Below are 12,916 nucleotides of genomic sequence, written 5' to 3' on the forward strand. Positions count from 1 at the left end.
TCAATGCCTCCAGGGGAGCAGCCGGGTCTCGGCGGCGCGAAAGATACGGTCGATGAGGAGCGCGACGACGCCCACCACGATCATGCAGACGACGATCGCGTTGAGGTCGATGTTGTACGAGTAGAAGACGAACATCATCTGGCCGATGCCGCCGGAGCCGCCGCCGCCGGACTTCGCTCCTACGGCCAGTTCGGCGGCAATGATCGCGGTCCACGCCACCCCCATCGCCAGGCGCGCGCCGAGCAGGATGCTGGGGGCTGCACCCGGGAGGACCACTCGCGTCAGGATGGTCAGGCGCGGCACGCCCATGGTCAGGGAGGCCAGCACCAGCTTTCGGTCGACGCGGCTGACGCCGTGCACCGTGTTGACCACCACCGGGAAGAAGGCGGCGTAGCTCACGATGGCCAGCGCGGTCGGCGTGCCGGTGCCGAACCACAGGATGGCGACGGGCAGCAGCGCCATCGGCGCGACGGGGCGGAAGCTCTCGATGATCGGGTCGAGGTTCTCGCGGACCTTCCGGCTCGACCCCATCAGCAGCCCCAGCGTGACGCCCAGCGCCAGCGCGCAGAGGAAGCCGAGGACCACGCGGCCGAGGCTTTGCGCCGTGGCACTGAGCAGGCCGCCGGTGGTGACGAGTTCGACCGCGGCGTGCACCACGCGCAGCGGCGCCGGCGCCGGGCTGTCAGCGGGCAGCGTCGCGGCCCAGGCCTGCCACAGTGCGAGCAGCACCAGCGGCAGGGTGACGGCGCGCGCGGCGGGACGCCAGCGCGGCTCGGCGCGGAAGGCAATGGCGGAAGTGTTCATGCGAGCTCCGTTCCTTCGGACCAGGGGGTGAGGCGGCGCTGCAGCGCGCGCAGCGCGACGTCGCACAGGTAGCCGACGACGCCGATCACGGCGATGAAGGCAAAAACCTTGGACGTCATCAGCAGTTCGCGGTACCACTCGATGGCGAAGCCGAGGCCGCTGGGCGCGCCGATCAGCTCCGCCGCCACGATGGCGGCCCACGAGGCGGCCAAGGCGAGGCGGATACCGACCATCACGATCGGCAGCGCCCCGGGCACGATGACGTAGCGCAGCAGCGCAGCCCGCCCGACACCCATCGTGCTGGCAGCGGCAATCAGCTTGCGGTCAACCTGGCGCACGCCGGAGATGGTGTTGAGCAGGATCGGGAAGAATCCGACGTACACCATGATGAACACGGGCAGCGTGTCGCCGATGCCGAAGATGAACAGCGCGAGCGGCAGCCACGCGATGCCCGAGATCGGCCGCAGCAGCTCGACCACCGGGTCGACGTAGGCCTCGGCCGTGGGGCTCAGGCCCATCCAGAATCCCAGCGGCACCGCCAGCGCAATGGAGATGGCCAGCGCGATCAGCAGGCGTGCGGAGCTGATGCCGGCGTGCTGCAGCAACTCGCCACCAGCGGCCAGGTTCCACAGCGCGCTCGCCACCGCCACCGGCGAGGGCAGCTGCAGCGGATTGGCATTCCACAGGTACGCCGCGTACCAGAGGGCAGTGAACACCCCGAAGGCGCGCACGGCGATGAACCAGCGCTGCTGCGCCAGGCGGCGCAGGGCGCCCGGCCGTGCAGCGGCCGCGCGTTGCGTGTCGCTTCCCGCCGGCGCGGCCTGCGCGTGGGAAGCGTGGGTGAAGTTCATGGCAGTCTCCATGGCGCGGGCTGGTTCAGCGCGTGACGGACAGGAAGCCGCCGTCGATGTACAGCGTGTGCCCGTTGATGTAGGCACCGGCGTCCGAGGCGAGCAGCAGCGCCGCGCCGCAGATGTCCTCGGGGCGCCCCCAGCGCTTGGCCGGCGTCCAGTCGGTGACGAAGGCGTTGAAGTCCTGGTCGTTCGCCTGGCTGAACTCGGTGGCCGTGTAGCCCGGGGCCAGCGCATTCACGGTGACACCGGTGCCGGCGAGATCGGCGGCGAGCGCGCGCGTGAAGGCGGAGACGCCGCCCTTGGCCGCTACGTACGGCACCAGCCGCGGCCGCGCCACGTGGTTCATGATCGAACCCATGTTGATGATGCGGCCGCTGCCCTGCTGCACCATCAGCCGCCCGGCCTGCTGGGCGACCAGGAAGCAGGCGGTAAGGTCGGTGTCGATCACCTTCTGCCATTCCTCCTTCGTCAGCTCGAGGAAAGGCGTGCGCACGATGACGCCGGCGTTGTTGACGACGATGTCGAGGCGCCCGCACTTGGCGACGGCTTCCTGCACGGCGCCGGCGACGGCCTGCTGGTCGGTGACGTCGAAAACGAGCGCATGAGCGTCGGCGCCGGCGGCGCGGAATTCGCGCACGCGCTGGTGCACGAGCTCGTTGCGGTCGGCGAGGATGATGCGCGCACCGGCAGCGGCGAATCCGCGCGCCAGGCCCGAGGCGATGCCGCCGGCGCCGCCCGTGATCAGGGCAACCTTCCCCTCGAGGGAGAAGAGCGAGGCGGGAGCGAGGCCCTGGAACAGGTGCTGCCCCGCGGTGTTCGCGCCGGGGATCGGCATGGAGATGGTCATCGGCTGGTCTCCGTTTGGAAAGTGGAGCGGATGCTAGGAGCCGATGCGCGCTTGCAGGAATTGGAACTTGGGCAAGCCGCACTTCGCAAAAAGGCGAACCCCGGGCAAGCCCGGGGTTCGCGCCGTTCGAACGCCCGGTTGCTGCAAACCGAATTGCGGGCCGCCGGCGGCCACCCTACGATGCGGCCACACCAACGCACCCGACCCTGCCCATGACTTCTCCCGTGCGCGTCGGCACGCAGCGCGACATCCTCGGCGAAAGCCCTTTGTGGGACGAGCGCGAGCAGTGCCTGTGGTGGGTCGACATCCGGCAGCCGGCCCTGCGCAGGCTCGACCACGCGAGCGGTCGCGTCCAAACCTGGCCGATGCCGGCGCTGGTGGGCTCGATCGCGCTGGTCGAGGATGGCCGACTGCTCGTCGCGCTGCCTCAGCAGCTGGCGCTGTTCGATGCGCACGACGCCAGCCTGACTCCCTTCGTCGAGCCGGCGCGGATGCCGGCCGAGCACCGCTTCAACGACGGCCGCTGCGATCGCCAGGGCCGCTTCTGGGTCGGCAGCATGAACAACTTGACGCGGGCTCCGGAAGGCGTGCTGTACTGCCTGGAAGGCCGCACGATGCGTGCGCACCGCGGCGGCATCTGCATTCCCAACAGCCTCGCGTTCAGCCCCGACGGCGGCACGATGTACTTCGCCGACTCGCTGCGCTACACCCTGTTTGCGTACGACTACGGCCCGGCGACCGGCGAGCTCGGTGCCGACCGGGTGCTCGCGACCACCGAGCCGCCCGGATTTCCGGATGGCTCGACCGTCGACGCGGACGGCTTCCTCTGGAATGCCGAGTTCAATGCGGCCCGCCTCGTGCGCTACGCGAGCGATGGCCGCATCGACCGCGTGATCGCCATGCCCGTGCCGCGTCCCACCTGCTGTGCCTTCGGCGGACCGGAGCTCGACGTCCTGTACGTGACGACGGCAAGCCAGCAGATGAGCCCGCAAGAGTTGCAGGCGCAGCCGCTCGCGGGTGCGCTGCTGGCGCTCGACGTCGGCGTGCGCGGCCTGCCCGAACCTCGCTTCGCCCTCACGGGCGCCCGAACCGAGAAAGCGTGAACCCATGAATCCGATCCGACTTGCTTCCGTCGAAGCGTTCGCCTACCGCGTCCCGGTCAAGAGCCCCATCAAGGTGGCCTTCGGCACTTTCCGCGACCGCCCGTTCGTGCTCGTGCGCGTGCGCGACGTCGACGGCGCAGAGGGCTGGGGCGAGGCCTGGGCCAACTGGCCCGCCGTCGGCGCCGAGCACCGCGCCCGGCTGGTGGTCGACATCGGAGAGCGGCTCGTCGGCAAGAGCTTCGACTCCCCGCAACATCTGTTCCAGCAGCTGAGCAAATCGCTCGAGGTGCTGGTGATCCAGACCGGCGAAGTCGGGCCGATCGCGCAGGCAGTCGCCGGCATCGACATCGCGGTGTGGGACCTCGTCGCGCGCAAGGCGGGCCAGCCGCTGCACCGGCTGCTGTCGGCGCGCGAGGTGAAGAGCGTGCCGGTGTATGCCACCGGCATCAATCCCGACGAGCCCGAAAAGTTCGCGGCCGCGCGCCAAGCTGAGGGCCATCGTGCGTTCAAGCTCAAGACCGGCTTCGGCCACGACGTCGATGTGCGCAACCTGCGCGCCATGCGCGCGGCACTCGGACCCGACGCTGTGATCACGTGCGATTCCAACCAGACGCACGACCTGCAGGACGCGATCGCGTTCGTTCGGGCGATCGAGCCGCTGCGGCTCGACTGGTTCGAGGAGCCGATGCGCGTCGACGCGCCCGCGGCCAACTGGGAAACGCTCGCACGCGAGTCGACGACGCCGCTTGCCGGCGGCGAGAACCTGCAGGGGGCCCAGTTCGATGGCCCCATCGCCGGCAAGGTGCTGCAGGTGATCCAGCCGGACGTGACGAAGTGGGGTGGCGTGAGCGGCAACCTGGACATCGGACGCAGGACGGTGGCAGCCGGCAAGCGCTACTGCCCGCACTATTTCGGCGGCGGCATCTCGGTGCTCACTTCGCTGCATCTGCTCGCCGCGGTGGGCGGCGAAGGCCTGCTCGAATTCGATTGCCATCCGAACCTCGGACGCGAAGCCGTCGTGGGCACCTTGCTGCCAGTGAAGGATGGCCGGGTTCCCGTGCCGCAGGCGCCCGGACTCGGTGCGGAGCCAGACCTCGAGGCGCTCGGGCCGTACCGCACCTGGGCGCCGCCCGCGTGACGCCCGCTTCGCGCGAGTGCGCCGTGCCCGCCATGGTGCGCGGTGCGGTGCTCTTCACGCCCGGCGATCGCCCGGAGCGTTTCGACAAGGGGTGGGCCGCGAGCCGCGGCCGCCTGATCCTCGACCTCGAAGACGCCGTCGCGCCTGAGCGTAAGGCCGCGGCGCGGGCAGCCGTGGCCGCGTGGGCGCGCGGTTCAGGGCGGCGGCCCCTCGTACGCGTGAATGCGATCGCGTCACCTTTCTTCGCGGAGGACCGCGCCGCGCTCGCTGGCTTGGCGCTCGGGGGGATGGTCATTCCGAAGGTTGAGCACGCCAACGACTTGGACACCGTGCACGCGAACTGGCCCGCAGTCGACCTCTTCCCGCTGATCGAGACGCCGCGAGGACTGGAGGAGGCTGTCGCGATCGGTTGCGCGCCCGGCGTACGCCAGTTGCTGCTCGGCGCGCTCGACCTACACGCCGACTGCGGCATCGCCTTTCCGCATCCGGCACTCGTGGCGCATGCGCGTTTGCGGCTCGTGCTCGCAAGCCGCACCTCGGGGATTGCCGCCCCCGTCGATTCGCCGCACCCGTCGGTGGCCGAACCCGCCGCGGCCGCCGACGACGCGCGTGCCGCGGCCGCCCTCGGATTTGCCGCGAAGCTGTGCATTCACCCAGGGCAGGTGGATGCCGTCGACGAGGCATTCCGCCCCTCACCCGAGGAGTTGGCGTGGGCGCGCGAGGTGCTCGATGCGGCCGGCGCCGGGACCGGCGCCGTCCAGGTGCGCGGCCGCATGGTGGATGCCCCGGTGATCGCGTCGGCTCGCGCCATTCTGGAGCGCGCCGGCTGAACGAGCGGCACGCGCTTGCGTGGTAGACGCGCCCTACTCACTTCCGAGGTACCCCGGCTCGCAGACCACCGGGCCGTTTCTCGACCGGGTGATTCGCCGCCGAAAGCAGACGTGAATCCGGCGGACTCGCAATCTGTCGGTCAGTGTTGTGCGAGTTTGGCGGACTTAGTCTCTGCCAACTCGCCAGTTTGGCGCCAGGAATCAGCATAGGACATACGCGTCCGCTTCGTGGTCCCCCAGCAGCCTTCACAATCTGACATCGATGACAGCGGCCGTATACCGCTGACGGGAATTCGTGCGTCACAAAGCTCATCGCATCCGTGTCTGAGACGCCATGACACCAGTCGCCGTCCCAGTGCCACCGCCCCACCGGTTTGAGCTTGGTTCCGTAAGGCTTCGCCACTGTGGAGCAGAACTCGTTGTGGGGAGTCGCACTACTCTTCCCCGGTTCCGAAGGCATCGCTGTCGCGAAAGTAGTGGCGGCCCATTGCGATTGCAGGGCCTTGGGCCTGACCGGGACCAGAGCGGTGCGCGCAAGCCAGCGGCGTAAGCTCATACACTGCGGCCTGTCAGCAGAACGGCGGTCTACATGAGCAAAGCCTTTCTTTTCTACTGGATCCGCCAGCAAATCGAGAACGCTGTGGAGGAGGGCTCGCTGTATCACGCGGGCAGCAACCAGTTCCACAGGTGTTCTCCAGGCGATGTACTTTGGATCTGCGGTCCTGGTAAGGGAGCTCGGCTTGTCACCATTGGCCCTATTCAGATCGCCAGAATCGTGGACTATGAAGAAGCCTCTCGTGTACTTCGCTACACACCTTGGGACGCCGAGTACCACGCACTTGCTAGCCGCGGGCGCAGGGTCGTTCCTCAAGAAGTAAATCTCGAGCCGATATTGGGTCAGCTTGAATTCGCGTCCCGGCGACGCTTGGATTTGACCAAACCCCTCGGTCAGCAACTTCAGTCAATGCGTGAGCTTGCTCCGCATTCGGCCCACCTGCTGCAGTCTTTATGGACTGACGCTAAAGGCGCTTCTCCATCCATCGCGTCGCGCCTGCCAAATGCCGCGCCACACGAAAACCCTCCTGTCGGCGTCCCGTTGCCCGACCAGGAATGGATAGAGGGCTCACCTCTGCTTCGCGTACATCTCACTCGCGAAAGAGCGCCCGGGCTTAGTCAAGCCAAGAAGGCACAGTTCCGCCAAGAGCACGGCAAGCTTTATTGCCAGCGGTGCAAGTTCGACCCGAGTGGGTTCTATCGCACACCTGCAGCCGACGCTTGCATCGAAGTGCACCACTCCGCTATGCCGTTGTCGAACATGACCACGCAGCACGCGACCACGCTGCACGAGCTGGAGTGCCTGTGCGCGAACTGTCACCGCCTCGTTCACGCGGAGCTTCAGGCGACTTCCGGATGACCGGGTGTCGGTCTTCCGATTGCGCGCAGTTGGCCGTTATAGCTTGCGCAGGGGAGTTGGCGTGTTCTGTCACCCGGGGCATGGAGCTCCGCGGGAAATCTTGTAGACAGGCGATCTCGCCACGCCGCCACATTGGCTTGAACTCCGCCGGAACACCTGTCTCGTGATCAGCGGCAGACGTACTGGCCACGTGAGTTGTACCCGCACTGGTGCGACGAATACGGATTCACGTAACCCTGACGCGGCTGCGGAGCTGGTTGGGAATACGGATTCACCGTCCCCGCCTGCCCTGTGTACGGGTTGTAGTTGCCCTGCGTGCTCCAGTTGTTGAACCGGTTGCCGTCTGGGTTCGTCTGCTGGTGCCCTTGCACGTACGTGCCGTCCTTGGTGATGTGGGGCCGCACGTAATGCCACGACTGTGCGTCGGCGATGAGTGGCATCAAGCAGCAGATGCTCGTCAGGACTGCGACGGTTCTCATGGGTGCCTCCGAGATGGGCAGCGAGCCGCACCGCGCGGGACTGCCGCCGGCAGAGTAACGCAGCTGCCGTCCCCGCGCGGCTCCTCCTCCAATCGGAGGAGACTGAAGAGACCGCGCTCGTGATCAAAGGCGAAGCGCGCGTGCTGGATGAAGTCGGCCGCTCCGACTTCTAGCCGGCTGCAGTCCGCGCTCGTCGCTGCCACTGCCGGCAGGCAACGGGATCTCCACACGAACTTCGCCACTGAAGGCCCACCATTGGTGCTCACTGGCCGTTGATGGCCCTGAGCGAGGTCAAACTGCTGTTCCACCTGGAGGGCTGCCGACCCGCCCCGAAGGAAAACGGCTGGACTTACACTCTGATCGCCCGGATCACTCTGCATGCCGACACCTAGGCTCCGACACAGCGAGCGGTGGCGCAGCAGGAGCAAGGACCTCCGAACCCAAGGATTGTCGAGCAGGGCAGCGCGGGCTTGGGACTCTGCATTTGCCCGTGTCATGCGAAATTTCGCCAAAGTGAGGTCGTGATGAAGACGAGCACGTTCGTGGTAATTGCGACATTCGGAGTCTGCTGCAGCGCCGGGGCTCAGTACGTGGAGCAACTTAAACAAGTGTGCTCCAACTATGGCTTTCACGAAGGGACAGATGCGCATGCGCAATGCGTGCAGCGGTTGGACGCTGAGGTGCAAAGGCGGCAGATGCAGCAGGCTTCCGATCAGTGCAGTCAGCTTCGCGAGGCCATGCGCGAGTCTTGCAATTCGCCACTGTTTCGAACTGCTCCGGAGGTGGCCGCCTTCTACTGCGGAGAGGCTCAAGGCAATTACCAGCGGTATTGCTCGCGCTAGGCTGACGCCGGAACGCGTCAGGCCCGCTCTCAGTACAAACTCCTATCCGGCTAGGGCGCGCGCTCGATCGGCGTGTGTGATCCTCCAGAAAGGGGGTGCGCGCGATCCGTCAAGGAGCAGTCAGCGGTGCCCTGGGCGACGGTCCGTGACCCGACACAAACGGGGCGCCCGACCGTCACTCACCATGCACCTACCGTGCGCCCGCGCCGACCTGCATCGCACTTTTCGGCGAGCGGTTGTGCGAGCCGACGAAGCCGGCATAGTCCGGCGGGAAACGGACGATGAGTCCGTGAGTCCAGGGAAGTGTTTAGATGGGAGTTGAAGCGCGCGTCAGTTGGTGGTGCGCAGCTCGACGAACGCGCGCCGTTTCATGCGCCAGGCGGCATTCGCCGCGGCCGATTAGCTCGAGCATCGAGTGTGCAATCAGCTAGCTGCGGGTCAACCCTCACCGCATCACGTCAGCTAGTTCGACGGACACAGTCTCCGCCCACCGTGCCCGCTCCGAGCAACGCCGCAGGACCGCGAAGACACGTCCGCCCTTCAGTCCGCCGCGCAGTGTGGAACCGCAGCCTACGGCAGCTCTTTCAGCAACTCTTTGCTAAGGGGTTCCACAACATCGAACGCGAGCGGGCCACCCGAAAATATGGAGGCACTCGCGCACACTTCCTCGGGCCGGAAGCGCCGAAGGTCCCAGCGTTGCCGAATCTGCTCGAAAAAGTGCCGCACTGGGACCCCCAGCCCCTTGGTCGTCCTATAGATGGCGCGCGCCAGCTTAAGCCCCCAGCGTGCATCCCCTGGGCGGCCCCGAGGCCAAGTACTCTCGTCGAGTAAAGGCATGCCAAAGCGATGGAATACGGCCAAGATGAACGTCGAACAAGTAAGCCCTTCACCGACGGACGTCCTGACGTAATCCATGGCCTCATCGAAATATGGCCCTGGTGTGTACACGATGCTATACGGCACCTTCGCGCTTGCTAACCGGTTTCCCATCAGCACGGCTTGGTCAGCTAGCGCCTCTGCGAGCTCGGGGACAAGTGCCTCAAATGCAACCCAATAGAATAGATCGTCTTGGTCCCACTCCTTGTGGTGCAACTCGTGATACCACCCTAAGTGGAGCACCCACCATTTCTTGTGATCGTCCTTGTATGTCAGCGCGACGTGACGGGAGCCAAGAACGTTCTGCTGAATGGCAAGAGCTAACGAGAAGTCCGAATCCGTGGTTAGGCTATCCGGCGTGTGCAGCATCTATATGGGGCTTGGGCATGCCGACGAACAGTGCTTCCGGCGCAACGCCCAACTGCTTAGCTCTAAGCCAAGCCTTAGCGTAAGCGCGATTCCACGCAGGAAGTCGCTTGCGAGCGACGTACGTAGACCGTATAAGACCGATCAACGTCCGACTGCTCATCGTGTCGATGTCTGCTTTCATCAGCAACTGGTTCGGTTCGTAGATTGCTCGAAACCAAAGGCAGTCCTCGACGAACGACATGATCTCTCTTGCTGCGGCGCGGCTTTCTCCCCTTGAATCCAGCGTGCGAGCCACACTGAGTGCAGCATCCACCACTCTGGACTCTTCGTCCATCGAAGTGCTACTTCTCGCAGCATGGGCAGCCCGAAGCAGCCTCAAGGATTCGCTGAACACATCAACCATGGCCGGAGCGACTGCCGTGATTGCAGAAACAGGTTGGCAGAACCGAACAAATGCTTCGTCATGCAGACCGGCGCTATCCAGAGCAGAAAATAGCGGCTGTGACGTCTTTACGGTAGCCGCGTGGTCAGCGAGCTGCCCCACAGGCGGCAGCAATTGCGAGGTGCTAGAACTGTCGGTGAGCCAAAGGGGACGAGAAGACAAAACAGCGCTCATGTCTATTCAATGCCTTCCGTTAGTACAAGCTCGGCTTGTTCTCTGAGCTCATTGATTCGCGCGGACACCGATGGCGGCGGGAGCGGCTCCTTCCGTTCACTGTCTGTATTGATGTCCAGTTCGCAAACGCAGAAGTACTGGTCCGATCCTGTCGCCACCGCACCTCCACTAGGTGCAAACACGGCGCGGCGGAGAGTGATTGCGCTCCAAGTCGACAATCGATTGATTAAAGCTCCGGCGTCGACTGCGGATCTTCCCAAATAGTTGACACCAAATCGCATCTCGCGAAACCGTGCGTAATCGACGCGCACGGTTCGAACTAAAGCCGCTAGCACTTTGTACGATTCCTCAACCGTCGGCGTCGAATACAAGCACCGAGCTCCGAACGCAACGCGCATGCACACTGCACCGCTCGTTTCGTACCAGCTCCCAACAGCGGCGGTGAGTTCTTGAAAGCGCTGCGATACGGGCGGCGCAAGGACGACGAACTCCGGCACCTGTGGAGGCTCAGGAGTCAGCAGGAAATCGATACGGCCAACGGAGAAGACAATCTGAAGCATCCCTCCGTTCCACGGCCCCGCAGCGACGGATTGACCGAGCTTCCGGTCCACGGACTCTGTGCTCGACGGCTCTCCCACCAACGTATGAAAAACGGCGGCGGCGGTCAGGTTGGTAGGTTCCAACACGAACAGCGAAACTCTGCACGAGTCCGCTGACCACGCGTCTATGGGGATCGCCATCCGCTTTTCCGATCAGGTAGGTAAAGGTCGGTTATACCAAACCGCGCCCGAGCATCGGTCCGATAAGTCGACCAACGTAGAGGATGAGGAGCATGGTCGCACACGACGAAGAGTTTGCTGTCGGCAGGCCCATTGCTTCGACGTAGTCGCGCCACCATGCGCACTGTATGCATCGACAGGTCGAAATATGCTCGCGGCGTGCCACCCACGGCCTGCACGCAGGCTAGCTGTTAGCGCCAGCATGGGCATGTTAGTTGGTACCAGAGACCGCCCCTTGGCACGCCTCAAGAAAATCCCGGGGCGCCTCCCCATCCGGCCCCTAGTAGCTGCCGAATTACGGGGCTGAACTGAATGCCGCGACCTTCCTTACCGACCGGGCAGGGCTGTTTTCGGAGCCGGAATGGGGCCTCGCCCGCCGCCGTGCTTACGGTCACGGGTCTGCGCACCTCAAGAAAGTGCCGTCCGGCAAGACAAACTCGCACCGAACACCCTCGCGTGCGGCCTCCCATCGCCGAAGAGTGCAGCGTCCAAGGGCCCGGTGGGCGGACTACACTGCCCGTATCGGAGGAGCTGATGAAGACTTGGATGTACACGGGCGCACTCTGTCTGGCTTTGGTTGGATGCGCCGCCAATCCGCCGGTGACGAGCCTCTCGCCCGACACGTACATGATCACGCGAATTGACAAGGGCGGCATATTCGGAAACGCGGCTGCAATGAAGGCTGACGTCATCGGTGAGGCGAATGAATTCGCGGCCAAGCAGGGGAAGGTGGCCGTGCCACTCGTGATCCACGAAACACCGCTCCGTGGCTGCCCGGCGTGCTGGGCTTCTATTGAGTACCAATTTCGAGTTGTAGAGCCGAGTGACCCTGAGGTCCGCAGAACGAGTCTCGTGCCCGTAGCACCGCGGAGCGAGGTGATAATCGACGACCGTACGGCACCTAATGGTCAGCCGCCACTTCCCCCGGCGAAGGATCTGTACTCCGAGATGCTGAAGCTCGACGACCTCAGGAAGCGAGGTCTTCTCACGGACGCTGAGTTTGAAGCCCAAAAGACGCGGCTGCTCCAGGGCCGCTGAACATCGCGCTCTGGGACGGTGGTCACGGAGGCTGGTGTGTGCAGCTTGTGACGCGGTTTGCTCTCGCTCGCGAGTCACGCTTCCGAGTCCGACTTGGCTAAGCGGCAATTCGCACCCATGACTTCACCTCGGTCGCGCCGTGCTCACTGCTTCCACAGCCTCACTGAAGGCTCCGGATCGTCCGGTTCGGGCGCGAAGCACTGCATCATTGCGGGATCGTAATCAGGAACGAGCAATCCCGATGGTCGTGCGAGATCCTGGCGCGGCGGAATCCGTCGAGCATTTTCCGCCGGGTGGCGATTGGGATGGCGAGGCCTTCGCGAAGTTGGCCTAGTAGTGAACCTGGTCGGAAGCCAGCAGCACGAGGCCGGCAGGCGTTGTCACGCGCACGACCTGCAGGCCCGCAGTATGCCCACCCCACCCAAGGCAGCGGGACGCCGGACTGCAGCTCCACGTCGGTCTCAACTCCAGCCGCCGATATCATGGGTGCGGTGGAACCACTGGCGGACTGCGGTCCTCCTGCCAGGGAACGCGGTGCTGGTTGCCGCTCTTGGCATCCTGTGAATCCGCCCAACGTACGAGGGATGAGCAAGCTCCATCTGGTGCGAGTCGCAGCGCTCCGTGATAGGTGTCGTGGCACGGCCGCTAGACCGCCGGTCAGTCGTTTTGAGCTAGGTGCTTTCCGGTGTATTCTCGTGAGGCGTGGAGTTCCAGATTGGACTCTTAATCCGTAGGTCGTAGGTTCGAATCCTACAGGACCCACCACTCACACGAAGGGTTAGCCGCTTTGCAGCGTGCTAACCCTTCCGTCTTTCTGGGGCTTCATGCAAGCGCCATGTCATCCGTTTCGAATACCTTGCACCGGAACACCGCTTCCTCACGTGGCGGCATCCGATGACCACGCTGGAAGCTACTCTGTCCCGGCAG

Annotated in this window: 12 protein-coding genes; 5 read left to right on the top strand and 7 right to left on the bottom strand. The window is 64.8% G+C overall.

Annotated elements, in window-relative coordinates; all coding sequences use genetic code 11:
- Genes JJB11_RS12240 through JJB11_RS12250 form a run of 3 tightly spaced genes read right to left on the bottom strand, consistent with a single transcriptional unit; the run spans window position 1 to window position 2,505 of the window.
- Window positions 1-804 carry an ABC transporter permease gene (locus tag JJB11_RS12240; protein WP_201171146.1) on the bottom strand — a complete coding sequence of 268 codons (804 nt, stop codon included), beginning with the start codon at window positions 802-804 and terminating at the stop codon, window positions 1-3.
- On the bottom strand, window positions 801-1,655 hold the full coding sequence (locus tag JJB11_RS12245) for an ABC transporter permease (protein WP_201171149.1): 855 nt from the start codon (window positions 1,653-1,655) through the stop codon (window positions 801-803). Before JJB11_RS12245 ends, JJB11_RS12240 begins: the two co-directional genes overlap by 4 nt.
- Window positions 1,656-1,680: 25 nt before the next feature.
- Complete coding sequence (locus tag JJB11_RS12250; RefSeq protein ID WP_201171152.1) at window positions 1,681-2,505, bottom strand: SDR family oxidoreductase; 825 nt, start codon at window positions 2,503-2,505, stop codon at window positions 1,681-1,683.
- 212 nt (window positions 2,506-2,717) lie between these two features.
- Between JJB11_RS12250 and JJB11_RS12255 the strand changes: the two genes are divergently transcribed.
- From JJB11_RS12255 to JJB11_RS12270, 4 genes are all read left to right on the top strand, one after another.
- The gene (locus tag JJB11_RS12255; RefSeq protein WP_201171157.1) at window positions 2,718-3,608 is read left to right on the top strand and encodes an SMP-30/gluconolactonase/LRE family protein; all 891 of its coding nucleotides are present in this window, start codon (window positions 2,718-2,720) and stop codon (window positions 3,606-3,608) included.
- A 4-nt stretch (window positions 3,609-3,612) separates the two neighbouring features.
- Entirely contained in the window at window positions 3,613-4,746 is a 1,134-nt protein-coding gene (locus JJB11_RS12260; RefSeq protein WP_201171159.1) for a mandelate racemase/muconate lactonizing enzyme family protein, read from the top strand.
- 32 nt (window positions 4,747-4,778) lie between these two features.
- The gene (locus JJB11_RS12265; protein ID WP_207189998.1) at window positions 4,779-5,576 is read left to right on the top strand and encodes an HpcH/HpaI aldolase/citrate lyase family protein; all 798 of its coding nucleotides are present in this window, start codon (window positions 4,779-4,781) and stop codon (window positions 5,574-5,576) included.
- Window positions 5,577-6,165: 589 nt separating this feature from the next.
- Window positions 6,166-6,990: a hypothetical protein gene (locus JJB11_RS12270; protein WP_201171162.1), complete on the top strand. Its 825-nt coding sequence runs from the start codon at window positions 6,166-6,168 to the stop codon at window positions 6,988-6,990.
- 167 nt (window positions 6,991-7,157) lie between these two features.
- Here JJB11_RS12270 and JJB11_RS12275 read toward each other — a convergent pair whose 3' ends face one another.
- The 4 genes from JJB11_RS12275 to JJB11_RS12290 form a co-directional block, all read right to left on the bottom strand.
- Complete coding sequence (locus JJB11_RS12275) at window positions 7,158-7,430, bottom strand: hypothetical protein (RefSeq protein ID WP_201171177.1); 273 nt, start codon at window positions 7,428-7,430, stop codon at window positions 7,158-7,160.
- A gap of 1,451 nt (window positions 7,431-8,881) precedes the next feature.
- Entirely contained in the window at window positions 8,882-9,556 is a 675-nt protein-coding gene (locus tag JJB11_RS12280) for a hypothetical protein (protein WP_201171180.1), read from the bottom strand.
- Window positions 9,537-10,172 carry a hypothetical protein gene (locus JJB11_RS12285; protein WP_201171183.1) on the bottom strand — a complete coding sequence of 212 codons (636 nt, stop codon included), beginning with the start codon at window positions 10,170-10,172 and terminating at the stop codon, window positions 9,537-9,539. The genes JJB11_RS12280 and JJB11_RS12285 overlap by 20 nt, the downstream gene beginning before the upstream one ends.
- 2 nt (window positions 10,173-10,174) lie before the next feature.
- Window positions 10,175-10,912 (bottom strand): hypothetical protein, encoded by a 738-nt coding sequence (locus JJB11_RS12290; protein WP_201171185.1) that lies wholly within the window; start codon window positions 10,910-10,912, stop codon window positions 10,175-10,177.
- Window positions 10,913-11,485: 573 nt separating this feature from the next.
- On the opposite strand from JJB11_RS12290, the gene JJB11_RS12295 reads away from it, so the two are divergent.
- Window positions 11,486-11,989, top strand: coding sequence for an SHOCT domain-containing protein (locus JJB11_RS12295; protein ID WP_201171188.1), 504 nt, complete (start codon window positions 11,486-11,488; stop codon window positions 11,987-11,989).
- Window positions 11,990-12,916: the final 927 nt, after the last annotated feature.

This window comes from Ramlibacter ginsenosidimutans (genome assembly GCF_016654015.1).
GTDB lineage: Bacteria > Pseudomonadota > Gammaproteobacteria > Burkholderiales > Burkholderiaceae_C > Ramlibacter > Ramlibacter ginsenosidimutans.

Bases quoted from the DNA above. Each gene is read 5' to 3' on its own strand.
- JJB11_RS12240 (WP_201171146.1), bottom strand. From the start codon at position 804: ATGAACACTTCCGCCATTGCCTTCCGCGCCGAGCCGCGCTGGCGTCCC.
- JJB11_RS12245 (WP_201171149.1), bottom strand. From the start codon at position 1,655: ATGAACTTCACCCACGCTTCCCACGCGCAGGCCGCGCCGGCGGGAAGC.
- JJB11_RS12250 (WP_201171152.1), bottom strand. From the start codon at position 2,505: ATGACCATCTCCATGCCGATCCCCGGCGCGAACACCGCGGGGCAGCAC.
- JJB11_RS12255 (WP_201171157.1), top strand. From the start codon at position 2,718: ATGACTTCTCCCGTGCGCGTCGGCACGCAGCGCGACATCCTCGGCGAA.
- JJB11_RS12260 (WP_201171159.1), top strand. From the start codon at position 3,613: ATGAATCCGATCCGACTTGCTTCCGTCGAAGCGTTCGCCTACCGCGTC.
- JJB11_RS12265 (WP_207189998.1), top strand. From the start codon at position 4,779: ATGGTGCGCGGTGCGGTGCTCTTCACGCCCGGCGATCGCCCGGAGCGT.
- JJB11_RS12270 (WP_201171162.1), top strand. From the start codon at position 6,166: ATGAGCAAAGCCTTTCTTTTCTACTGGATCCGCCAGCAAATCGAGAAC.
- JJB11_RS12275 (WP_201171177.1), bottom strand. From the start codon at position 7,430: ATGCCACTCATCGCCGACGCACAGTCGTGGCATTACGTGCGGCCCCAC.
- JJB11_RS12280 (WP_201171180.1), bottom strand. From the start codon at position 9,556: ATGCTGCACACGCCGGATAGCCTAACCACGGATTCGGACTTCTCGTTA.
- JJB11_RS12285 (WP_201171183.1), bottom strand. From the start codon at position 10,172: ATGAGCGCTGTTTTGTCTTCTCGTCCCCTTTGGCTCACCGACAGTTCT.
- JJB11_RS12290 (WP_201171185.1), bottom strand. From the start codon at position 10,912: ATGGCGATCCCCATAGACGCGTGGTCAGCGGACTCGTGCAGAGTTTCG.
- JJB11_RS12295 (WP_201171188.1), top strand. From the start codon at position 11,486: ATGAAGACTTGGATGTACACGGGCGCACTCTGTCTGGCTTTGGTTGGA.